This window comes from Streptomyces asoensis (genome assembly GCF_013085465.1).
GTDB classification, from domain to species: domain Bacteria; phylum Actinomycetota; class Actinomycetes; order Streptomycetales; family Streptomycetaceae; genus Streptomyces; species Streptomyces cacaoi_A.
Genome location: NZ_CP049838.1, coordinates 395507 through 418226 on the forward strand (window position 1 = coordinate 395507; position 22720 = coordinate 418226).

The 22720-nt window shown below is 69.9% G+C and carries 23 protein-coding genes; 10 read left to right on the forward strand and 13 right to left on the reverse strand.

Going from position 1 to position 22720, the window contains the following annotated elements; all coding sequences use genetic code 11:
- Positions 1 to 9 precede the first annotated feature (9 nt).
- The 3 genes from G9272_RS01850 to G9272_RS01860 all read right to left on the reverse strand — a co-directional run bounded on the left by G9272_RS01850 (position 10) and on the right by G9272_RS01860 (position 1897).
- Positions 10 to 237, reverse strand: coding sequence for a hypothetical protein (locus G9272_RS01850; protein ID WP_171394868.1), 228 nt, complete (start codon positions 235 to 237; stop codon positions 10 to 12).
- On the reverse strand, positions 234 to 512 hold the full coding sequence (locus G9272_RS01855) for a hypothetical protein (protein ID WP_171394869.1): 279 nt from the start codon (positions 510 to 512) through the stop codon (positions 234 to 236). Before G9272_RS01855 ends, G9272_RS01850 begins: the two co-directional genes overlap by 4 nt.
- 317 nt (positions 513 to 829) lie before the next feature.
- Complete coding sequence (locus tag G9272_RS01860; RefSeq protein WP_171401789.1) at positions 830 to 1897, reverse strand: LacI family DNA-binding transcriptional regulator; 1068 nt, start codon at positions 1895 to 1897, stop codon at positions 830 to 832.
- 260 nt (positions 1898 to 2157) lie between these two features.
- Between G9272_RS01860 and G9272_RS01865 the strand changes: the two genes are divergently transcribed.
- Positions 2158 to 3900, forward strand: a complete 1743-nt coding sequence (locus G9272_RS01865; protein WP_171394870.1) for a cellulase family glycosylhydrolase — start codon at positions 2158 to 2160, stop codon at positions 3898 to 3900.
- A 52-nt stretch (positions 3901 to 3952) separates the two neighbouring features.
- Here the strand turns inward: G9272_RS01865 and G9272_RS46345 are convergent, their stop codons facing one another.
- The gene (locus G9272_RS46345; protein WP_171394871.1) at positions 3953 to 4237 is read right to left on the reverse strand and encodes an aldo/keto reductase; all 285 of its coding nucleotides are present in this window, start codon (positions 4235 to 4237) and stop codon (positions 3953 to 3955) included.
- A 347-nt stretch (positions 4238 to 4584) separates the two neighbouring features.
- On the opposite strand from G9272_RS46345, the gene G9272_RS01875 reads away from it, so the two are divergent.
- From G9272_RS01875 to G9272_RS01885, 3 genes are all read left to right on the forward strand, one after another.
- Entirely contained in the window at positions 4585 to 4860 is a 276-nt protein-coding gene (locus tag G9272_RS01875) for a hypothetical protein (protein WP_171394872.1), read from the forward strand.
- A gap of 68 nt (positions 4861 to 4928) precedes the next feature.
- Positions 4929 to 5564, forward strand: a complete 636-nt coding sequence (locus G9272_RS01880; protein WP_171394873.1) for a DUF6000 family protein — start codon at positions 4929 to 4931, stop codon at positions 5562 to 5564.
- Positions 5561 to 6004 (forward strand): DUF5958 family protein, encoded by a 444-nt coding sequence (locus G9272_RS01885; protein ID WP_171394874.1) that lies wholly within the window; start codon positions 5561 to 5563, stop codon positions 6002 to 6004. Before G9272_RS01880 ends, G9272_RS01885 begins: the two co-directional genes overlap by 4 nt.
- On the opposite strand, the gene G9272_RS01890 is transcribed toward G9272_RS01885, so the two are convergent.
- The 7 genes from G9272_RS01890 to G9272_RS01920 all read right to left on the reverse strand — a co-directional run bounded on the left by G9272_RS01890 (position 5994) and on the right by G9272_RS01920 (position 13742).
- Positions 5994 to 6332, reverse strand: a complete 339-nt coding sequence (locus G9272_RS01890) for a hypothetical protein (RefSeq protein WP_253267666.1) — start codon at positions 6330 to 6332, stop codon at positions 5994 to 5996. The two genes, G9272_RS01885 and G9272_RS01890, sit on opposite strands and share 11 nt — an antisense overlap.
- A 133-nt stretch (positions 6333 to 6465) precedes the next feature.
- Entirely contained in the window at positions 6466 to 7380 is a 915-nt protein-coding gene (locus G9272_RS01895) for a hypothetical protein (protein WP_171401791.1), read from the reverse strand.
- Positions 7381 to 7925: 545 nt separating this feature from the next.
- Positions 7926 to 8915 carry an NAD(P)-dependent alcohol dehydrogenase gene (locus tag G9272_RS01900; protein WP_171394875.1) on the reverse strand — a complete coding sequence of 330 codons (990 nt, stop codon included), beginning with the start codon at positions 8913 to 8915 and terminating at the stop codon, positions 7926 to 7928.
- 159 nt (positions 8916 to 9074) lie between these two features.
- Positions 9075 to 9779, reverse strand: a complete 705-nt coding sequence (locus G9272_RS01905; RefSeq protein ID WP_171394876.1) for a TetR/AcrR family transcriptional regulator — start codon at positions 9777 to 9779, stop codon at positions 9075 to 9077.
- A gap of 24 nt (positions 9780 to 9803) precedes the next feature.
- Positions 9804 to 10619 carry a DUF427 domain-containing protein gene (locus tag G9272_RS01910; protein WP_171394877.1) on the reverse strand — a complete coding sequence of 272 codons (816 nt, stop codon included), beginning with the start codon at positions 10617 to 10619 and terminating at the stop codon, positions 9804 to 9806.
- 60 nt (positions 10620 to 10679) lie between these two features.
- Positions 10680 to 12206, reverse strand: coding sequence for a glycoside hydrolase family 43 protein (locus tag G9272_RS01915; protein ID WP_171394878.1), 1527 nt, complete (start codon positions 12204 to 12206; stop codon positions 10680 to 10682).
- Positions 12207 to 12272: 66 nt separating this feature from the next.
- On the reverse strand, positions 12273 to 13742 hold the full coding sequence (locus G9272_RS01920) for an MFS transporter (protein ID WP_171394879.1): 1470 nt from the start codon (positions 13740 to 13742) through the stop codon (positions 12273 to 12275).
- A 249-nt stretch (positions 13743 to 13991) separates the two neighbouring features.
- On the opposite strand from G9272_RS01920, the gene G9272_RS01925 reads away from it, so the two are divergent.
- From G9272_RS01925 to G9272_RS01945, 5 genes are all read left to right on the forward strand, one after another.
- Complete coding sequence (locus G9272_RS01925) at positions 13992 to 14615, forward strand: TetR/AcrR family transcriptional regulator (RefSeq protein WP_171394880.1); 624 nt, start codon at positions 13992 to 13994, stop codon at positions 14613 to 14615.
- A 230-nt stretch (positions 14616 to 14845) separates the two neighbouring features.
- Positions 14846 to 17149, forward strand: coding sequence for an alpha-L-rhamnosidase (locus G9272_RS01930; RefSeq protein ID WP_171394881.1), 2304 nt, complete (start codon positions 14846 to 14848; stop codon positions 17147 to 17149).
- 133 nt (positions 17150 to 17282) lie between these two features.
- The gene (locus G9272_RS01935; RefSeq protein ID WP_171394882.1) at positions 17283 to 19037 is read left to right on the forward strand and encodes a glycoside hydrolase family 3 protein; all 1755 of its coding nucleotides are present in this window, start codon (positions 17283 to 17285) and stop codon (positions 19035 to 19037) included.
- 194 nt (positions 19038 to 19231) lie between these two features.
- Complete coding sequence (locus tag G9272_RS01940) at positions 19232 to 19669, forward strand: ATP-binding protein (protein WP_171394883.1); 438 nt, start codon at positions 19232 to 19234, stop codon at positions 19667 to 19669.
- Positions 19670 to 19700: 31 nt separating this feature from the next.
- Complete coding sequence (locus G9272_RS01945; protein ID WP_253267668.1) at positions 19701 to 19964, forward strand: DUF3253 domain-containing protein; 264 nt, start codon at positions 19701 to 19703, stop codon at positions 19962 to 19964.
- 66 nt (positions 19965 to 20030) lie between these two features.
- On the opposite strand, the gene G9272_RS01950 is transcribed toward G9272_RS01945, so the two are convergent.
- Complete coding sequence (locus tag G9272_RS01950; RefSeq protein ID WP_253268153.1) at positions 20031 to 21539, reverse strand: acyl-CoA carboxylase subunit beta; 1509 nt, start codon at positions 21537 to 21539, stop codon at positions 20031 to 20033.
- Positions 21540 to 21756: 217 nt separating this feature from the next.
- Positions 21757 to 21963 carry an acyl-CoA carboxylase epsilon subunit gene (locus G9272_RS01955; protein WP_171394886.1) on the reverse strand — a complete coding sequence of 69 codons (207 nt, stop codon included), beginning with the start codon at positions 21961 to 21963 and terminating at the stop codon, positions 21757 to 21759.
- A gap of 208 nt (positions 21964 to 22171) precedes the next feature.
- Between G9272_RS01955 and G9272_RS01960 the strand changes: the two genes are divergently transcribed.
- On the forward strand, positions 22172 to 22699 hold the full coding sequence (locus G9272_RS01960; RefSeq protein ID WP_171394887.1) for a SigE family RNA polymerase sigma factor: 528 nt from the start codon (positions 22172 to 22174) through the stop codon (positions 22697 to 22699).
- The last annotated feature ends 21 nt before the right edge of the window (positions 22700 to 22720 follow it).

Here is a 22720-nt window from a genome sequence, read left to right on the forward strand (position 1 = left end):
GATCGCCGGTCAGCGTGCGGAGCGAAGCAGGACGACCACGATCGAGTACGGGGGCACGGTCTGGCGGGTCGCGCTGCTCGTCGCGCGGAGCCACGTGGCGTACTGGACGAGGTGGGTCGCGTACGTCGTGGCGGTCCTACTGGCGTGGTGGTCGGTTTCCCACGTGGCGCCGTAGAGGCCATTGCCGTAGAACTCGCTGCCGATCTCCCAGTACTTCACCCCGTAGCGCTTGGTCACATTGGCATACCGCCCCCAGGCCGCCGCCTCTTCGGGGCGCCCGAGCCGTGGTCGGCGGTGATGATCGGCTGTGGCCCGGCGGCCCGCGCTGTGCCCATGTAGGCGTCGAACTCCGTGTTGGGCGCGACGTGGCCGCCCTCGACGGTGTGGGTCTGCCAGCGGTAGCCGTCGGCGTAGCTGCCGCCCGGGTAGCGGACCAGGCGGGGCTGCCATGCCGGCCCCGGCCCCCGCCTCGGCCAGGGACACGGCAGCGGCCGGCCCGGCCAGTCGGGCACGGTACCTGTGGATCAATCTCCGCATGATTTCCTCCTACGGAATGACGACCGAGGCGGGTGGAGTCGAGCCGGGCAGCACAGCCTGCGCGCGAGCGGGTTCCGACGGATGCTTGCGAGGTGCGAAAGTTTCGTGCGTTGTGGAAAGAAAGTTTCCAGCGGGAGATTAGTGATGGCCGCCCCAGTGGTCAATGGCGTGCGAGCCTCTCCTCACCGGGAACGCACCGGCCGCACCGAACGCGCCAGGGCAGCCTCAGCCGCCGCGCCGCCGACCGAGGGCGCCGACGCGGCTGGTGAAAGGACAGATCGGCCTGACGAAGTCAGCTCTTGGGCGGAGCCGTGCTCGCCCGGACCGTCAGGGTCGTCGCGATCTCCAGCCCGACCTGGGGTGCCTCCTCGCCGCGACCGAGCGTGAGTGCCAGTTCGGTCGCGGCTGCGGCCATCTCGGTCAGAGGCTGATGGACGGTGGTCAGGGGCGGATCCACCCAGGCGACCACCGGCAGGTCGTCGAAACCGACGACGCTCAGGTCGTCGGGAATGCGCAGGCCGGCCTCGCGCGCCGCCTGATAGACACCGAGCGCCTGGAGGTCGTTGGCCGCGAAGATCGCTGTCGGACGCTCGGCCAGGGCCAGCAGAGAGCGCGCGGCCACGCAGCCGTCCTCGCTGGTGAGCGGCGCGTACGCGACAAGTTCCGGATCGACCGGCAGGCCGGCGGCCTGGAGCGCGGAACGGTAGCCATCCAGCCGGGCGCAGCAGTACAGCTGGTCCTGAGGGCCGCTGATCATGGCGATGCGGCGGTGCCCGAGTTCGGTGAGGTGGCGGGTCGCGGCCCGGCCGCCGGACCAGTTGGTGGCGCCCACGAACGGGACGTCGTCCGGCAGTTCCGTGGCCGGGTCGAAGACGACGAACGGGATACCTTTCGCCTTCAGTTGCTCCCGCTCGGCCTCGGAGAGCTGAGCCACGGACAGGACGCAGTTGGGACGCCGGGAGACGGTGTCGTCCCAGGTGGGTTCGGCAGTGTCGTGCAGCCCGAACTCGGAGACCATGAGGCCGACCCGATGCCGGCGGGCCACCCGCTCGACGCCCCGGATGATCTCGACCGCCCACATGTGCTTGAGCTCGCGGAACACGAGTTCCACGACATTGTTCCGGTTGGCACCCGTGGGCTTGCGGTAGCCGAACTCGTTGACCAGCGCCTCGACCCGCGCGCGTGTGTCCGCGGAGACCCCCGACTTTCCGTTGATCACCTTGGACACGGTCGGCACGGAGACCCCCGCCGACTCGGCGATGAACGCGATGGTGACCGGCCGGGACATGTCGCCCTGGCCGCCGTCTCCGTCCGCCGGCCCGTCAGCTGCGTAGTCCGCCAAGGTCGCCTTCCCGATCATCGAACCGCTCGCACCCGGCGGAGGCCGGACGGGGAGCCGGTTGAACAGCGTCGCGTGGGTGTGCCCGGCCATTCTGGCATCTCTTGCCGCCGAACCTGTGGCCCCTAGCGCATCTTCATGTTAATTTCTCCGCCGCATAGAGAGAAAGTTTCCTTCACCAAGTCACATCTCGGTCGGCCCGAGCCGGCCCCCACGTGTCGAGCGCGTCCGGCAGGGACCCGTCGGGGCCTGCGCCGCCCACCAACCGGAAGGTGCACGTGATGACGAGGAGACCGGCACGATTCCTCCCACGACGACGCCAGTCGTCACGGCCGCGACGGAGACTGACGGCACTCCTGCTGGCGATTGTCCTGCTGCCACTGGTGCCCGCCACAGCACAGGCCGACGATCCGCCCTTACCTCCCCCGAGCGCTCCGGCCGCCCGCAGTGCGGTGGCGGCCATGCAGCCCGGCTGGAACCTCGGCAACACCTACGACGCCATCCCCGACGAGACATCCTGGGGCAACCCGCCTGTGACCAGGGCGCTCCTGAAGAAGGTCAAGTCGCAGGGGTTCAAGAGCATCCGTCTGCCCGTCACCTGGGGCATCCACCAGGGCGCGGCGCCCGACCACAGGATCGATTCGGCCTGGATGGCGAAGGTGCGGCAAGTCGTCGAATGGGCCCTGGACGAAGACCTGTACGTGCTGCTCAACATGCACCACGACTCCTGGATGTGGGTCAACAACCTCTCGACGGATCACGACACCGTGCTCGCCCGCTTCAGCGCCACCTGGACGCAGATCGCGGCCGAGTTCCGCGACGAACCATCGAGGCTCGTGTTCGAGAGCATCAACGAGCCTACGTTCAGTGGCACTTCGGGTGACGACGAGAACTACCGGCTGCTGGCCGAGCTCAACCGCGTGTTCCATCGGATCGTGCGGGAGTCCGGTGGCAGGAACGCCGCCCGCCTGCTCGTGCTGCCGACCCTGTACACGAACGCCGACCAGGGTCGGCTCGACGCACTGGCCACCGAACTGACCTCCCTGCGCGATCCCATGGTCGCCACGACGATCCACTTCTACGGCTGGTGGCCGTTCAGCGTGAACATCGCCGGCTACACCAAGTTCGACACCACCTCCGAGCAGGACCTCACCAGCACCTTCGACCGCGTGTACGACGCCTTCGTCGAGCGGGGCATCCCGGTCGTCATCGGGGAGTACGCCCTGCTCGCCTACGACCACAACCGTCCCGGCATCATCGAACGGGGTGAGGTGCGCAAGTACTTCGAGTTCCTGGGCGACTACGCCCGCCGACACAAGCTCACCACCATGCTGTGGGACGCCGGTCAGTTCCTGAACCGCAACACGCTGCAATGGCGGGACCCAGAGCTGTTCGCCCAGATCAAGTCGAGCTGGACCACACGGTCGGGAACCGCCTCCAGCGACACGGTGTTCCTCCCGAAGTCGAGTGCCGTCACGAGCCAGGTACTCACGCTCAACCCCCACGGCACCGACTTCCAGGGCCTGCGGCGCGGCTCCCGCAACCTTCTACGGGGCAAGGACTACACCGTTTCCGGCGACCAGCTCACGCTGACGGCCGCCGCTCTCACCGAGTTGGCAGGCGACCGGACGTACGGGGTCGGTGCAACGCTGGAAGCCCGGTTCTCCCGAGGGGTCCCGTGGCGCATCGATGTGATCACCTACGACGCCCCGGTCCTGTCGAGCGCCTCGGGCAGCACCGACGGCCTGAGCATCCCCACCCGGTTCCGCGGGGACATGCTCGCGACCATGGAGGCCAGGTACGACGACGGGAGCAACGCGGGCCCGGCGAGCTGGACTTCGTACCAGCAGTGGGACACCGCCTTCACGGCGTACACCGGAGACTCGATCAAACTGACCTCCGACTTCTTCACCTCGCTGAAGGACGACTCCAGGGTGACGCTCACCTTCCACTTCTGGAGCGGCGCCTCGGCGACGTACCACGTCATCAAGACGGGCGGCACCGTCACCGGTACGACCGCCTGACCTCGTCGATCGCAGTTCTCTCCCCCACTCGGTCAGGCCCTCGTCGAACACCTCAGAATCCACCGGCGAAAGCAGCCCAGCCATGACCCGGGCCGTGATCCGCAGAACCCTCCTGAGCACGGCTTCCTGACCTGCTGTCACGGCTAGACGATCGGCGCGATCGCCTGCGCTGCTCAGGTCTGCGCGACGGTGACCTCGCTGAGCGGATGTGGCGGATCCTGCTCTCGTCCCGGAGCTTCTTCAGCTCGCCGATCTGGTCCTCGAACGGGGTGTCGGGGTCGATGCGGTGCAGCTGGGACAGGTCGATCCGCTCCACGCGGAAACGGCGCAGGCTCATCTCGGCCTGCCGGCGCAGCCAGGTGGGGCGGCCGACGGGCGATCCGCCTCGACATGGCCGCCCATGACCAGTCCTCACAGACGGATCCGGGACAAGACCGTGCCGAGGCCGAGGCGCAGGATGCGGTCGAACCGCAGTACTGGCGTCCGCCACCCACGGCCCTCGAATTTCGCCGGCCAAGGTTGTCGGGGTCGGGCCGCCGCGTACTCCGGTGTCCAGTGCGTCGAGGGCGGCCACGTCGTCGAGTGTGAGCGCGAAGTCGAAGAGGACCGATGTTCTCCGCGATGCGGTGTGGCTTGACGGACTTCGGGATGACCGAGAGGCCGTGTTCGAGGTGCCGGCGAAGGATGACCTGGGCCGGGGTCTTGCTGTACTTCGCGGCGAGTTCGGTGACGGCCGGGGTCCTGGAGAGGGTTCTTGACCGCGTGGGGGTCGCCGGCCCTGTAGACGTTCACCCCGCCGATGGGCGACCAGGACTGGGTGACTATGCCGTGCCGGGCGTTCGCCTCGCGTACCTCGGACTGGATGAAGTACGGGTGCAACTCGACCTGGTTGACCGCGGGCACGACGTCGGTGCGGTCGATGAGGTTCTTCAGGTGGTCGGGGTTGGTCTGAACCAGTGACCGTCCTTCGGCCGAGGCAGTCGGCAAACCTGTGGCAGATCGGCACCGCCCTGGGTCAGGATGCGGTCATGCGTGATGTCCGGAGCGATCCCGAGTTGCAGGTTTTGGTTCGGCGGTTCGTCACACCTGATCGGCGATACAGTCGGTTGGGTGGGAGCGTTCACCGGCTAGGCCCGGTCGAGCGCTCCGCGTTTGTGCGGGATCTGGCTCAGGCCGCCTACGAGATCACTCCCGCGGAGCTCGGCATCCTCTTTGAGGGTGGCTGGCGCGAGCGCAAGACTGCCGCCTGGCTGGTAGCCGTGGCCCACAGGACCGAGTTCCGCGACCTGATCGGCCGGCTTCTGCTGGCCAGCGGAGGGCCGTATGCGGGCGCGGCGTACTGTGTCGCCCTTGCGAAGTTCGGCACTGCGGCGGATGCCGAACTGCTCAGCGCCTACCTTGATCACTACTTGTCACGTCCCGACCTCGCCTACGACCAGCCAATCGTCCTCGGGACGCTCCTGTATCTCGATGGGGTGCTCGGCTCCGAGTCCGCATCGCGGTTCATTGCCCCGGGAGGCCCCTGGGACCGGTGGCTCGAAGCCCGGGTCGTGGCGGCCCTCGACCCGCAGAACTACCAGCAGGCCATGCAGCAACTCTGCGCTTTCGTCGACGAGACCGCTGAGGCCTTCGCACCGCTGAATCATGGGCGCCAACAGTCATGACCGAACGAGACGTCATCCTCAACGAACTCGCCCAGGGCCTGCGCCCGATGTCACAGGGCATCGAGTGGTTCGACATACACGGCCCGCGGGAGCAGGCCGAGTTACTCCTGTTCCTGCGCCATCACTGCATGCAGGCCCGCGCCGTCACCGAAGACGGACCGGAGAGCATCCGCCGTGCCGGGCTGCGCCCAACGCACACGCCTGCGGTTCTGATCACCTGTGGCCCGATCGACCAGCAACTGGGGAAGATCGCCGGCCTCACCCCTGCCGACGAACGCCGCAAGGCGTTCCGGCTGCTGGTCGCAGTACTCGCGGTCGCGGACGAACGGCGCCGCGAACGCTTCTGCTCCGGCGGATGCGGTCACTGGTGGCACAGCCTGCATTCGGCGGGTGATGACGATTCCCCGCCTCACGAGCCGGCCTTCCCGCTCAGATGTTGATCAGCGCCCAGACCGCCCGGACGATGGTGACCACAGCCGTCACGATGGCCACCGTGCCGAGGGTGACCCCGGCCCCCGCCCGGTTGCGGCAGGCTCCCTCGTCGCCGCGCATGCGTCGCAGGGCGATGGCTCCTGAGACAACCGCCCAAACCCCCAGGGGCAGGACGAAGTAGACAGGGAAGTAGCGGAGCTGGTTCGGGACCGACTCCGGAAGCACGGGGCAGCCGATGGCCACGACAGCCATGCTGCCCAGCATGAGTGACCACGCGCCGGTCAACTGCGGGCGAGCCTCTTCTTCCAACGGGTCGATCTGGTGTGCGGAACTCATGGTCGAAGGCTAGGCGGGGGACGATGTGCTCCGCCTCGGCGCGGCTACCCAGGTGAGCGTGAGTACGCCGAGTCGATCCCACTCCGCATGGGTCAGATCCTCACGGGCCGTACCGCCGGCCTGAGTCGGGTGTTCAGCGCGTGGGAGTCAGTTCTGCCGCCTGCTGAGGCTGCTCCTCCACATGCGCCGCAGGCCCGCCGAACCATGCCACCGCGACCGCGCCTGCCACCGCCAGGACGAAGCCGAGCATCGCCATCCAGGCGAGACCAGCCCGTGAGGCGTCGCCGAGCCACAGCACGCCGATTGCGCCGGGCAACACGGTCTCGCCGACGACCAGGGCCGCCGTGGCCCCGTTGACCGAACCGATCTGCAAGGCGACGGTATGCAGGTACATCCCACCTACGCCGGCCGTCACGATCGCGTACAGGGCGGGATCCGTCAGCACGGCGGCCGGATCGAAGGGGGTGACGCCGTTCAGGACACGGACGCCCACGCCGAGCGCGCCGAAACCGAGTCCGGACAGCAGTCCGGCAAGGATCGCGGCGCGGGGACCGAGGAGGCGTACCGCGAGCGTGCCGCCCACCATCAGAGCAAGCGAGATCGCCAGGAGCCACCAGTGCGTGGCGATCGGGACGCCGTGTCCACCGCCCTCCTCCCCCGCCGCCGTCGCGAGCAGAACGAGCGCCACGCAGACCACGCCGATGGACGTCCACTCGGCGCGAGTCAGCCGGATACGGAGGAGCCTGACGCTCAGCACGGCGGTGATGATCAGGTTGGCGCTGATCACGGTTTGCGAGAGGAACAGCGGCAGTAGCCGAGCAGCCAGTGCCCCCAGTGCGAAGCCCACGAAGTCCAGGACGGTACCGACGACGAATTCCCAGGTCATCGCGGCCTTCGCGGTGGAGGAGAGGCTGGGCCCCCCGTACTGGGTGCTGGCAGTGGTGGCCGCACCGCTCCGCGCGGATCTGCGGGACCCGATGGCTTGCAGGACTGATCCTGTGCCGTAACAGACGGATGCCGCAACGGCTGTCAGCAAGCCGATCAACACGATTTGCTCCGTTCCTGATGGGCACCGACTCAGCGCCATCTCGGTTGACGAGACGGCTTATGGCCATGGAGCGTTGCCTCGCTGTCCTCTTCGCCGCCCGCCCGTTCCGTAACCGGGGTGGCGGCGGGACGGAGGACGTCATGCGGGTCGGCACGATCAGCACCTGATCAAGGCCATGGTGAGGCGCAGCGTCAGCTCGGCGGGCGCCGTGGGCAGCGGGCCCATCTCCCCATAGTCTCCAGCGACGCCCTCAAGTCGCCGACGAGAGTGAGCTCGAGAGCGGCACCACGGCAGATCTGCTGACCTGCCGCCGCCTGAATCTCCATCGTCCGCACCGTGCGGTCGGGCATCGCCCAGGGGGTGTTCAGCACGCCCATCCCGGCCGACGCGGTCCGGGCCGTTCTGATCATGGGTCAGGGGGTGGCCAACTGGTACCGGGCGACGGCCCTCTCGGCGCTGCGGAGATCGCCGAGCGGCACGTCCTTCTCTGCCTCGGCACGGTGGGCTGCGCGGAGGCGGCCGAACGCGCCCGTTCTGACTTCTCGTCACGGCACCGTGATCACGGCTTTGCCGCGCGCATGTCCCCGTTCCAGGTGCCGCACGCCCTCGGCCGTGTCGGCCAGGGTGTAGGTCCGGCCGATCACCGGGGTGAGCCTGCCCGCCTCGATGAGCGCGGTGACGGCGAGCAGGTCCTCCCGGGTCGGTCCGGCCGGGGCCGACGGGAGGATCGTGCGGAGCTGTTGCCCGACGAACCCGTTGACCGCGATCACCCGGAGCATGGAACCCACCGCACCGAACGCCCGGCCGGGCGAGCCGCCGCCGTTGGCCACGAGTGTGCCTGTCGGGGTGAGGGCCCGGCGCAGCCGGGTCAGCGGATGGTTGCCGACGTTGTCCAGGATCACGTCGTAGCGCTCGCGTCCTTCCGTGAAGTCCTCCCGGGTGCGGTCGACGATGTGCGCGGCGCCGAGTGAGCGCACCAGATCGACGTTGGCGGTGCTGCACACCCCTGTGACCTCCGCGTCCAGGGCCACCGCGATCTGCACGGCGAACGTCCCGACACCGCCGGCGGCTCCGTTGACCAGCACCCGCTGTCCCGCCCGCACCCGGCCCACGGTCCGGATGCCACGCAGGGCGGTCACCGCCGCCATCGGCACCGCCGCGGCCTGCTCGAAGGTCAGGCCCGCAGGCTTGGGGACCAGGAGATCCGCGGTGGTGCGCGCGTACTCGGCGAAGGAGCCGTGGCAGAAGCCCAGTACCTCGTCGCCCGGCCGGAGGCCTCGTACGTCGGCGCCGACCGACTCGACCTGTCCGGCGACGTCGATGCCGGCCACCCGGCACTTCGGCCGCGTCAGCCCCACGCCCCCCATCAGCCGCGCCACATAGGGATCGCCGCGCAGCATGTGCCAGTCGTAGGGGTTCAGCGCGGCGGCGCGTACCCGTACCGACACCTGGTCGGCCGAGATCTCGGGCCGGTCGGTGTCCACCAACTCCAGGATGTCCGGCGGGCCGAACCGCTCCTGCACGATCGCCTTCATCGAGTCGCCCCCTCGTTTGCGGCATCGATGGCCGAGGAGCCCACAGCAGATGCCTTTCGGCACGGCGGGTGTACGCCGTACACCTCTGTCAGGCACGGTAGGTGTACGGCGTACACCCGTCAAGAGGGAAGGCAAGGAGAAGGCGACAGGGAGGGACCGTCAGGTCGTGCCCAGGAGTCGTTCGAGGCCGTCCAGTGTCAGGTCCAGCGCGAACTCGAACTCGAACTGGTCGTCGCAGCCCGCGCCGACCACGGACTCCGGATCATGCGCGACCGCCATGGCCAGTTCGGTGATGTGCGGGTAGCGCGCGGCCATCTCCTCGGGCGGCATCGCGTCCGGATCGGGATCACGACCGTCGGCACTGTCCTCGAACAGCTCCTGGGAGAAGCCCAGCAGACGGCTGCCCATGACATGCATCGCGTGATGGACCAGGTGGACCGAGAACCCCCCGGCCCGGAAGATCCCGATCATCGAGTCCAGGTACGCCATCACCGCGGGGGTCGGAGTGGTCCGCGCCTTCGTCCGCGACTCGATGACCGCGGGCGCCCACGGGTGGCGCAGCAGCATGCCGCGGGCCGACAGCACCCGCCGCCGCACGGTGGTCTTCCAGTCGGTGTCCTCGGCCGGTGGATCGATCTCGTCCATGAGGACGTCGATCATGCCGTCCAGCAGCTCGTTCTTGTTGGCCACGTGCTTGTACAGCGCCATCGGCACGACGCCGAGCGCCTGGGCGATGTTGCGCATGCTGAGCGCGTCGACTCCGCCTTCGTCGGCCAGCGTGACGGCGGCACTCAGCACCCGTCCCCTGCTCAGCGGCGGGCGGGACTGCGCGGCGACGACCGCCTTCGTCGTGATCTCCACCATCTCCTCTGCCGTTCGACGACGCCGTCAGGGCGCCGGGCGGGACAACAGCGTATGCGTGAAGGGGGTGACGGGGCGTTCGAGGCGCTCGCCGTCCACCGTGATGTCGACCGCCTCGTTGTAGAAGGCGAGCAGCTCGCCGATGGCGGCCACGGCGGGCACCGGAGTGGGGTAGCTCCACACGATGTCGGGCGGGACGTCCGCCTCGCCGGTCCAGGACCAGTACGTGGCGGTGCCCTTGTAGGGGCAGCCGGTGCGGTGGTCCGTAGGGGTGAGCAGGTCGAGGCGGATGTCCTCGCGGGGGATGTAGTAGCGGGTGGGCAGGCCGGTCTCGAAGAGGAGGACCGGGCGGCGGGTGTCGGCGACGACCGTGCCGTCGATCTCGATCCGGACGTGTCGGCTGCCGGGCAGGGCGTCGACCCGTTTGTGCGGGTCGCGGGGGTGGATGAAGATCTCCTCCTCTTCCTCGTACCAGTGGTCGAGTCCCCTGCCCGTGCGCCGGAACCACTCGAAGGCGATATGACCGGCCAGGTCCTCGGCGGGGAAGGTCCAGGCCGCGTTCTCCAGCAGCTCGCCGTCCACTTCGAGGTCGTAGAAGATCCGCGAACCCGTGTGGGTGCCGACCGGCGGGTTCTTCGCCGGCCGCAGCAGGTCCTCGCGCACCTCCTCGCGCGGGAAGGCGTACAACGGCACCGGCACTCCGGGCTCCCACACATAGACGGGATGCCGACTGTCGACGACGGTGAACTCGCCCTTGCGGCCCCGGACCCAGCGCGGGCCGGGCTCCCAGAGGAGACCTTCAGGGGTGGTACGTACGGAGTCGGCGGTGCTGAGCCTGGTCATGTCCGTTTCCTCCCTCGAGCGCTCCGCTCCTCCTCCGGGTTCCCCGAACGTGGAACGCTCTCACCGTCCGTCCAGTGCCTCCGGGTCGTCGGCACCGCTGTAGGTGAACGACCGGAACAGCACCTCGCCCTCGGAGCAGGTGAGTCCGACCGTCCGGCCCGTCATGCCCGCGGCGACCTCGGTGGAGAAGTAACGGCCGTCGATACGGCCGAGTTCACGGAATCCGTCCGGGCCGGATGTGCCTGCCACGACTTCGTCGGGCCCCATGTCGGTGCCGAAGGGCGTGGCGGCGCTGTGCGGTACGACGCGTAGTTCGAGGGTCGTCTCCCCGGTGGCGGCGGCCCCGGTGACGGCGGCTTCGCCCAGGACCGCGTGCGCCGCGCCGATCCGGGCGACGGCACGCACACGGCCGTCCGCCACTTCGACGCGTACGGCGTGGCGGGCGTCGATCCGCAGCTCCAGACCTCCGGATCCGCCGGGTCCACCGGGTCCGCCGGTCTTCTGGCCTGCGACCACCACTGCCCGCGCCCGCAGGTACAGGTGTTCCTGACGGCGGCCCACGAAGGCCCGGCCGGTCGTCGCGGTCAGTCGTCGGCCGTGGTCCGTCACCTTCAGCACGTCGGCGGGGAACGCGCCGGGCGCCACCCAGGACGGCGGCAGAGGCTGCCCCGCTTCCGTTTCCGCTTGCGTCAGGTGCTCGGTGAGCTCCGGTGCAGCGTCCGGCTGGATCGGTTCGGCCGTGCCGGGCCAGCCCTCGCTCCAGCGCACCGCGCAGGCGAAGGTCTCCCGGCCGAGCACATGCCACTCGGGGCTGCTGCCGCGCGGCCGCACGCCCAGGTAGACCATCGCCCACGTACCGTCGGGACGCTGCACGAGATCCGCGTGACCGATGCTCTGGACGGGAGCGTCGCTGCCGCGCGCGGTGAGGATCGGATTGCCGGGGCACGCCTCGAAGGGGCCGGAGGGTGAGGACCCCCGCGCGATGGTGACGGCGTGGCCGCGTTCGGTGCCGCCCTCGGCGATGAGCAGGTACCAGAGCGCGCCGATGCGGTACAGGTGGGGGCCCTCGGGGAACTTGCCGCCCGTCCCCTGCCACAGCCGCCGTCGCTCGGTGCGCAGGGCGCCGGTCCGCGGATCCAGCACGGCCTGCACGATCCCCTCGCCGAAGCGGGTCCAGGTCAGCAGGCAGGCTCCGTCGTCGTCCCAGGCGAGGTCGGGGTCGATGCCCAGCGCGTCGGGGATCCACACCGGGTCCGACCAGGGGCCGGCCGCGTCTTCGGCGGTGACCAGGAACATCCTCGGCTCGCCCACCAGGACGGTGCTGATCATCCAGAAGCGGCCGTCGTGGTGACGCAGGGTCGGCGCCAGGATGCCGCCCGAGGCGGACACCCCCTCCAGCGGCAACTGCGACGGCCGGTCGAGCGCGTGGCCGATGTGCTCCCAGGTGCGCAGGTCGGTCGACCGGTGGATCGGCACGCCCGGTGCGTATTCGAAGCTGGAGTTGGCGAGGTAGTACACGTCTCCCACGCGACAGACGCTGGGGTCGGGATGGAATCCGGGGATGACCGGGCGGACGGGCAGCGGCACGGCGTGACCTTCTGGTGGTCGGTCGGAGGGGGTGAGGGGCAGGGCAGGGGTGGGCGTCCGGCCCGCTCAGACGGCCGCCGCGTCATCGGTCTCGGGATCACGCAGCGGCGGGATGAACAGGGAGAGCACGAGGGCCAGGAGGGTGACGAGGGCGCCGAGCCAGAAGACCCAGGCGTAACCGGCGTCCTGGTAGAAGGCGGTGCCGTCGACCACGGTGCTGTGGGCGCTGAGGAGGGCGTACGCGCCGGCGGTGACGATGGCGCCGAACAGGCTGATCAGCATGTTGAGCATGCCGCTGCCCAGTCCCTGTTCGTCACGGGAGACGACACCGACCACCAGCACCGGCGCTCCCGCCACCACGACACCGGCGCCGATGTTGGCGACGCAGGACGTCAGGGAGAGCTCCAACTCGTTGCCGTGGAAGAAGCCGACGAGCGCGTAGCCGACGGCCATCACCGTCAGTCCGGCGATCCAGACCTTGCGGGCGTCCAGACTGCGCAGGAAGCGGCTGACGAGGATGCCGGTCCCGAACATCACCAGGTTCCAGCTCACGCTGACCACGGCGTTGTGCTGCGCCGTCCATCCCAGCCCGGCCGAGACACCGGGGATGTACGGAAAGAGGGCGAGCAGAATGGCCAGACCTGGCATCGTGAACGCGACGGTCTGGGCGAGGCCGCCGGCGGTGAGCGCCAGAGCCACGGGGCGCCGGCGCAGAACCGTCAGATCGAGGATGGGGTGGGCGCTGGCCCGCTCGACGAACAGGAACGCGATCAGGGCGGCAGCTCCGGCACCGAGCCAGCAGAGCGTCCGGACGTCCGCCCAGCCCCAGCTCTGGCCCTGGCCGACGGCGTAGATCACGGCGGTGAGACCGCCGCCGAGGACCAGTCCACCCGGCCAGTCGAAGCCCGAGTCGAAGGCGTGCCGCGGCGTCTCCGGCACCAGCAGGGCGACCAGCAGGAACGCGACGGCGGTGGCGGCGGCGAGGAACCACAGGGCGCCGCGGTAGCCCCAGTGGTCGACGAGCCATCCCGCGAGGAAGGGGGTGCCGAGGGCGACCAGTCCGACGCTGCTGCCGATCATGCCGCTGGCCGACTTGACCAGCCGACGCGGGAAGATGTCGCGCACCGCGGCGAAGGAGAGAGCACCGAACGGGCCGTAGAACCCGGCGATCGCGCGGCCGACCAGTACCAGCCAGAAGTCTCCGGCCAGGGCGGCGAGCGCCTCGCCGCCGGCACCCAGCGCCATCATGGCGAGCATGACGCGCTTCCTGCCGTACAGGTCGCCCAGCTTGATGGCGAACGGCGTCAGCAGGGTGGTGGCCAGGGTGAGCGTGAGGCCGAACCACGCCACCTGGGTGGTGTGGAAGCTCTGCGCGACGCTCGCGGTGGCGTTGGCACCGAGGATTCCGCCCGCGGCGAGCAGCTGGGTGGGCCAGGCGAGCGCGATCAGTATCGCGACCAGGCGGAGGTTCCAGCGTCCGCCTGCCTCGGCGGGCGGCGCGATGTCGAGTGAGGGGCTTGGCGACGTCGGTGTCATGCCAGCCCTCCTTTCACGGAGGTGCCGAAGGGAGTGAGAGGAGATGTGGGGGTGCGCGGAGGATCGAACCCGCCGTGACACGTCGCTCACCGGGAGGTGACAGCGTGGCAATCCGTCGTCGCGTGACGTCGATGATGACCCGAACACCTAGTGCTTACTAGGTGTTCGAAGAGTGACCCATGTCACATGCGTGCCAGGCGCTCCCCCGCCCGCCACGGACGCCTCACAGCACCCCGGTACCGTTCTTCCATGGCGACACCCAGGGGACCGCGCGGCGGCTACACGGCAGGCCGGGCACGGCGCACCCAGATCCTCGAGGCGGCACTGCTGCGCTTCGGGCAGGACGGCTACCGCAAGACCTCCCTCGCCCGTATCGCCCGGGACGCAGAGATCACCGACGCCGGACTGCTGCACCACTTCCGCGACAAGCAGCAGCTCCTGCTGGCCGTGGTCGAGCACTGGCACGACCGGATGGACACCCAGTGGCAGCGGGTGTCGGAGTCGGTGCGGGACGCGTTCCGCTGCCACGTGGAGGACACCGCGGAGACGCTCACCATGCCGGGCATGGTGGAGCTCGCCGTCGTGGTCTCCGCCGAGGCGACCGCGCCGGACCATCCGGCCCACGACTTCTTCGCCCACTGGCAGGAGAAGGGCGTGAAGGAGCTCGCGGAGCGACTGCGCACCGGAAGCCACAACGGCGAACTCCTGCCCGACCTGGACCACGACGGCATCGCGCGCGAATGCGCGGCCGTCGACGCCGGACTGCGGCAGCAGTGGCTCGCCTCCGGCCGCTCCTTCGACCTCGTCCCGGTGATGCACGCCCACCTGGACCGCCTGATGCGCTCCATTTCCGCCGACGGACAGGGGCTCTAGGGCAGCGCGGGGCGAGCCCTCGCACACCACAAGGACTCACGGTCGGCGCCCCATGTCGGCCGCCCGCTTGTCATGCTCATGACTATCCAAAATCCCCATCATGTGTTTCACGTCATATAGGTCAACACCTAGCGTCCACTAGGTATTGGCGCGCATGATCGAGCCTGCTCATCTCCGTCCCACGGACCCCACCCACCCGACACCAACGCCCACGGCGCCGAGGACTCGACATGCCCCACCCCTGCACCGCCCGCGTCATCTCCCCCACCCGACCGGGGCACCCGTCCGCCGCCGCGGCCCGGCCGGCCGCTCTGCTGCGCGGCGAGTTCACCCTGCGGGCAGCGGTCAGCGCGGCCCGGCTCTCCGTCACCGCGCTCGGCGTGTACGAGCTGGAACTCAACGGCGCCGTGGTGGGCGACCACGTCCTCGCCCCCGGCTGGACGAGCTACCGCCACCGCCACCGCTACCAGGTCTTCGACGTGACGGACCTGGTCCGCGAGGGGGCCAACGCCTGGGGCGCACACCTTGCGGACGGCTGGTACCGGGGGCTCCTCGGCTTCAACGGCGGCACCCGCGACATCTACGGCGAGGACACGGGCCTGCTCGCCGAGCTGCGGATCGAGTACGCCGACGGCACCGCCCACACCGTCACCACGGGCGGGGACTGGCGCTGGAGCCCCGGGCCCGTGACCGCGGCCGGTCTGTACGAGGGCGAGGAGTACGACGCCCGCCGCGAGCAGGCCGGGTGGAGCGAGCCCGGCTTCGACGACTCGGCCTGGGAGCCGGTACGACTCCTGCCGTTCGACACCTCCGTACTCTTCGAGGCCGACAGCCCGCCGGTGCGCCGTATCGAGTCCGTCACCCCCGTCGCCGTCACCACCTCCGCCACCGGCCGCACGCTCGTCGACTTCGGCCAGAACCTGGCCGGACGGCTGCGCATCCGCGTCCGGGGCGAGGCGGGCCGGACCGTCACGCTGCGGCACGCGGAGGTCCTGGAGGACGGCGAGCTGTGCACCCGTCCGCTACGGCACGCCACCGCCACCGACCGTTACACCCTGCGCGGCGACGCGGACGGCGAGGTGTGGGAACCCCGCTTCACCTTCCACGGCTTCCGCCACGCCGAGATCGACGCCTGGCCCGGCGAGCTTGACCCGGCCGACGTCACCGCCGTGGTCCTGCACAGCGACCTGCGCCCCACCGGCTGGTTCTCCTGCTCCGACGCCTCGCTGAACCGGCTGCACGAGAACGTGGTGTGGGGGATGCGCGGCAACTTCCTCGACGTGCCCACCGACTGTCCACAGCGCGACGAGCGGCTCGGCTGGACCGGTGACGTGCAGGTCTTCGCCCCCACCGCGGCCTTCCTGTACGACGTCCGCGCCTTCCTGCGCTCCTGGCTGCGCGACCTGGCCGCCGACCAGCGCGACGACGAGCGGGGCGTCCCGCCGGTGTTCAGCCCCGACATCCCGGTCATCACCCCCGTCCCGATCCCGCCGGGCAATCCGCCGATGGCCGGATGGTGCGACGCGGCCGTGATCGTCCCGTGGGTGCTGTACGAGCGTTACGGCGACACCGAGGTGCTGCGCGCCCAGTACGCCTCCATGCGCGGCTGGGTCGACGCGGTCGACCGCCTCGCCGGAGACGGCCGGATCCGGGGTGAGGGCTTCCAGTTCGGCGACTGGCTGGACCCGGCCGCACCCGCCGACGACCCCGGACGGTCGACGACCACCTCCAGCCTGGTCGCCACGGCGTACTTCGCACACTCCGCCCGGCTGCTGGCCCGTACCGCCGATGTGCTGGCGGAGAAGGACGACGCCGAGCACTACGACGCCCTGGCCGACTCGGTCCGCGATGCCTTCCGGCACCGTTTCCACACCGGGGGCGGGCGGCTGACCGAGGAGACCCAGACCGCGTACGCCCTCGCCTTGTGCTTCCGGCTGCTGGACGACGACGCCGAGCGCGCCGAGGCGGGACGCCGCCTGGCGGAACTCGTGGCCTCGGGAGACCACCGCATCGGCACGGGGTTCCTCGGCACCCCGCTGGTGTGCGACGCGCTGACCGACACCGGACACGTGGACACGGCCTTCGGGCTGCTGACGCAGCGCTCCTGCCCGTCCTGGCTGTACCAGGTCGACATGGGCGCCACGACCGTCTGGGAGCGCTGGGACAGCATGCTTCCCGACGGCAGCGTCCATCCCGGCGAGATGACCTCCTTCAACCACTACGCGCTCGGAGCCGTCGCCGACTGGATGCACCGCACCGTCGCCGGTCTGGCGCCCGCCGAGCCGGGCTACCGCCGACTCCTGGTCCGTCCCCGCCCGGGCGGCGGTCTCACCTGGGCCCGCGCCACGCACGAGACTCCGTACGGCCGGGCCGAGACCGGCTGGCGCGTCGAGGGCAGCCTGCTGCTGGTGGACCTGCTCGTTCCGCCGAATGCCTCCGCCCTGGTCGACCTGCCGGGCGCCGAACCCGTGACCGCGGGACCCGGACGGCACACCTTCCACACCCCGCTTCCGCAGCTACAGCCACAGCAGTGACGCACGGCCGCGGAGGCACGGAGAGCGCCGTACGCGCGGCCGCCCTCGCACGGCTCTCCTCCCCCGTTCCTGCGCCGGCCGCCGACCCCGGCCCTTCGCCGGCCCGTACTCCCCCACCCGCGATCCCCCACCCATGGAGCAAGCAGTGACCCACCCGTACCAGGACCCCCGGCGCAGCATCACCGAGCGCGTGGCCGACCTGTTGGCGCGCATGACCGTCCAGGAGAAGGCCGGACTGCTCTTCCACCACGTCATCGGCATCGGCGACCGGCCCGCACCCGCCGGGCGCACCGCCGAGCAGATGATGTCCGAGAGCCTGATGTCCCACTTCAACCTGCTCGGAGCCGGCAGTCCGCGCCAGATGGCCGACCTGCACAACCATGTCCAGCAGTTGGCCGCCGACACCCGCCTCGGCATTCCGGTCACCCTCTCCACCGACCCCCGCCACGCCTTCACCGACAACCCGGGCACCGCGATGCTGGCCGGCCCGTTCTCCCAGTGGCCGGAGTCGCTGGGCCTCGCCGCTGTCGGCGACGCCGAACTCGTACGGCGGTACGCGGACACCGTGCGCCGCGAGTACCTGGCCGTCGGCCTGCGTGTCGCCCTGCACCCGCAGATCGACCTGGCGACCGAGCCCCGCTGGGCGCGCGGCTCGGGCACGTTCGGCGAGGACGCCGATCTGACGTCGCGACTCGTCGCCGCCTACATCGAGGGACTGAGCGGACCGGGCGACGGCCTCGGCGCCGACAGTGTCGCCGCGATGGTCAAGCACTTCCCCGGAGGCGGGCCGCAGAAGGACGGCGAGGATCCGCACTTCCCCTACGGCAAGGAGCAGATCTACCCCGGCGGCTTCTTCGACTACCACCTCAAGCCCTTCAAGGCCGCCATCGCCGCGGGCGCCACCCAGGTCATGCCGTACTACGGCATGCCCGTCGGCACCGAGCACGAGGAGGTCGGCTTCGGCTTCAACCGCGGCATCATCACCGGGCTGCTGCGCGAGAAGCTGGGCTTCGACGGCATCGTCTGCACCGACTGGGGTCTTGTCACCGACCAGCTGGTCATGGGCGAACCGCACCTGGCGCGGGCCTGGGGTGTGGAGGACCTCTCCCCCGCCGAGCGGCTGCTGAAGATCCTGCACGCGGGCGCCGACCAGGTCGGCGGCGAGTCCTGCCCCGAACTGATCGTTGACCTGGTGCGCGCGGGCCGGCTCGAGGAGTCGCGGCTCGACGTCTCCGTGGTCCGGCTGCTCGGCGAGAAGTTCCGCCTGGGCCTGTTCGACGACCGGCGCTACGTCGATCCCGACGCCGCCGAGGAGACCGTCGGCCACGCCGACTTCCACGCCGCCGGCAAGGTCGCCCAGCGCCGCTCGGCCACCCTGCTCAAGAGCGGCCCGCTGCCCCTGTCCGGCAGGCCCCGTCTCTACGTCGAGGGCGTCGATCCGACGACGGCCGCCGAGTACGCCGACATAGTCGACGACCCTGCCGACGCCGACTTCGCGGTGCTGCGCCTGACCACGCCGTACGAACCCCGGCCCGGACTGTTCGAGTCCTTCTTCCACGCCGGCCGTCTCGACTTCCCCGAGGAACGCCTCAAGGAGATCCTCCGCCTGCTCGACGCCGTACCCACCGTCGTGGCGATCCATCTGGAACGCCCGGCCGTCATCCCCGAGATCGCCGACCGCTCGGCGGCGCTCCTCGCCGTCTACGGCACCGGCGACCGCGCCCTGCTCGACCTCCTGTTCGGCCGGGCCGTACCGGAGGGCTCGCTGCCCTTCCAACTCCCGCGCTCCATGACCGAGGTCGAGGCCGGACACCCCGACGTGCCCCAGGAGAGCACCGACCCGCTCTACCCCTTCGGCCACGGCCTGCGCTACGCGGCCGACGCATGAGGCCGTGGGCGTCGAGGCATCCGGACCACACGTCGAACGCCTTGCTCAGCAGGGGCCGGACGCGCTGCCTGGGCATCGGCCGCCTTCCTTCCGCACCCAGCTGCCCGCCCGTGCCCGCGCCTTGCGTCCGGCTTGGACCTGGGGTTTCTGGGCACACGGGACACGCACCCGGCTGGTCGGCCCAAGGAGAGAGCATGGCGAAGGACTCACCGTTGAAAGCTGTCGGATGGGCGCGCTCGTTGCCGGTGAGCAGCGGGGTGAAAGTCGCCAGGGAGTGGACGCGTCAGCATGTGGCCACGCTCGGCTGGTCGCAGACGGCACCGGATCTGGTGGATTCGATTCTGCTGGCGGTGTCCGAGCTGGTCACCAACGCCCACGTGCACGCCGGTAGTGCGGCACAGCTGATCCTCACCTGGGACGAGGAGTGCTTGCACGTCACCGTGCATGACTCCTCGCCTCACCTGCCCGAGCCGCGCGACCCGGGCAACAGCGCCCCAGGAGGGCGCGGTCTGCTGCTGGTCGATGCCGTCGCCGACAAGTGGGAGGCCTATCGCTGCCCCCGCGGCAAGAGCGTCACCGCCTGCTTTCAGGCACCCACGTCCGCCGCGCCCGGAGCGATCGGCTCAGGATGAGAGGCCCGGTGCCCGAGAGGGGGCCCACCCCGTGAGATCCGACGAGGACGAGCAGCTCGAACGCGCCATCCTCGACCTCCTGGGACGGCGGCGGCCGGATGCGTCGGTCTGCCCGTCCGAGGTCGCTCGGTCGGTCCACCACGGTTCGGACGACGGGTGGCGGCGGCTGATGGAGCCCACGCGTGCCGCGGCCCAACGGCTGTCCCAGGCGGGTCTGGTGGAGATCACTCAGGGCGGGGAGCTCGTCGACCCGGCGACGGTCCGAGGCCCGATCAGGATCCGCCGGACACGCTGACGCCGTCCGCGGAAGGCACCGGTCGCCACCGCCCCGACCCCGACCCGGTCGCCGTCACTGCGGCCGTCACTGCGGGGGATTGCCGTGCTTGCGCGAAGGCAGGTCGGCGTGTTTCGTGCGCAGCATCGCCAGAGCGCGGATCAGCGTCTCACGGGTGCCGGCGGGGTCGATCACGTCGTCCACCAGACCGCGTTCGGCCGCGTAGTACGGATGCATCAGCTCCGCCCGGTACTCCTTGACCATCCGCTCCCGCATCGCCTCGGGCTCGTCCGCCTCCGCGATCTGCCGCCGGAAGATGACGTTCGCGGCGCCCTCGGCGCCCATCACGGCGATCTCGTTCGTCGGCCAGGCATAGGTGACGTCCGCGCCGATGGACTGTGAGTCCATGACGATATAGGCGCCGCCGTACGCCTTGCGCAATATCAATGAAATGCGCGGCACGGTCGCATTGCAGTACGCGTACAGCAGCTTCGCACCATGCCGGATGACGCCACCGTGCTCCTGGTCGACCCCCGGCAGAAACCCCGGCACATCCACCAGCGTCACCAGCGGAATATTGAAGGCGTCACACATCTGAACGAACCTGGCGCCCTTTTCGCTCGCCTCGATGTCCAGGACACCCGCCAGGACCCGCGGCTGACTCGCCACGATTCCCACGACCTCGCCGTCCAGCCGCGCCAGCGCACACACGAGGTTGCGGGCCCAGCTCTCATGGACCTCCAGGAATTCCCCGTCGTCCACGAGGTGACCGATCACCTCGGTCATGTCATAGGGCTGGCTGCCGTCCGCCGGCACAAGATCCACCAGCGCCTCCGACCGCCGCCCCGGCGGATCCGTCACCGGCCCCCGCCGCGCACACTCGCGGTTGTTCTGCGGCAGCAACGACAGCAGATACCGCACCTCCGCGATGCACGTCTCCTCGTCGTCGTAGGCGAAGTGGCACACCCCCGAAGCCTCCGCATGCACATCCGCCCCGCCCAGACCGTCACGCGTCACCTCCTCACCCGTCACCGTCCTCACCACGTCCGGCCCCGTCAGGAACATCTGTGACGTCCCACGCACCATGAAGACGAAATCGGTCAGCGCCGGACTGTAGGCGGCGCCTCCCGCACACGGCCCCAGCACCACCGAAATCTGTGGAATAACCCCCGACGCCCGCACATTACGACGGAAAATACCGCCGTAACCCGCCAACGCCACCACACCCTCCTGAATACGCGCACCCGCACCGTCGTTCAAAGACACCAGCGGCGCACCCGCCGCCAGAGCCATATCCATCACCTTGTGAATCTTCTCCGCATGCGCCTCACCCAACGCACCCCCGAACACTCGGAAATCATGCGCGTACACGAAGACCTGCCGGCCCTCGACCGTGCCCCACCCCGTCACCACACCATCCGTGTACGGGCGCCGTGCCTCCAACCCGAACCCACTGGCCCGATGCCGCCGCAACAAGCCCACCTCGACAAACGACCCCTCGTCCAGCAACAGGCCGACCCGCTCCCGCGCCGAGAGCCTCCTACCGGCGCCCGCCCCACCACTCGGCCCCGCCACCGCCTCCGCACGCACCTCCATCAACTCCGCCACCGCCACACGACTACCAGGAACGTTGGAAACCTCATCTACACCGCTCACGGCATGTCCCTCCGTCGTAACGAACCCAGCACCCCCGAAACCCCCACCACGTCGAACCGCCCATGCGGTTCACATGACAGGGGTAAACAACGCCAGGCCTGATACTCCGACACCAAGGACCACCAACCGCCCCACAACCCACAACCCACAACCCGGCCTACCGCCAACTGCGCGGCGAGCGGTAGCCGGAGCTCCGCCGCAGGCCATGCCACTCCGGCACACCCCTGACCTGCCCCTCATCCACATCAGCACGCCGTGCGGCCAGCAAGGACGCCACCACCGCCACCACGGCAGCGACGTCCGCCTCCGTCACCCCACCGCCCGCCACCCGCACCACCGCGTCCCGAGAGACCTCGCTGCCCATGTCCCCACCTCCCTACAGCCGTCGGCGCCCCTTCTGATCCCCAACCCTCCACCACCCCGCTCAAAACCAACCGGGGCCCCGCTCGAAACCCACTCACCTCTCCCCCGCGCGCACCTCGCCGGACTCCCGCCGAACTCGTCTGAAGCATTTGCGCCGGTCCACCGCGTCTGTGAGGTGTAGGCCAACGGAAAGGCGCCGAGGGGTGGGAATGAGAAGGTCCCGGACATCGTCCCGGACAGATGAGTTCATGGAGTTCGCCACCGGACGCGCCGGGCATCTGCACCGCTCCGCGTGCCTGCTCACCAGCGGGGACACTCACCTCGCCGAGGATCTGGTGCAGGAGACGCTCAGCCGGATGTACACCCTGTGGGGTCGCATGTCCCGGATCGACAACCCTGCGGCGTACGCCCAGACCGTTCTCGTCCGTACCTTCCTGACACACCGTCGGCGGTATTCCGCGGCCGAGCGCCCGCTGGCGGACCTGCCGGACGCCCCGGTGCCCTGGAACACGGACGACCCGGCTCTGCGGCTCGCGCTGCTCGAGGCGCTGCGGGAACTGCCGCCCAAGGACCGGGCGGTGGTGGTGCTGCGGTACTGGGAGGACCGCAGCGTGGAGGAGACGGCCGACGCGATGAACGTGAGCTCCGCGGCCGTACGCACCCGCTCGACCCGGGCGTTGGCGAAACTCCGCGAACGGCTCGGGGGCAGTCTCGCCGAGCTGATCACCCCGGCCTGATCACCCCGGCCTGACCTCCTG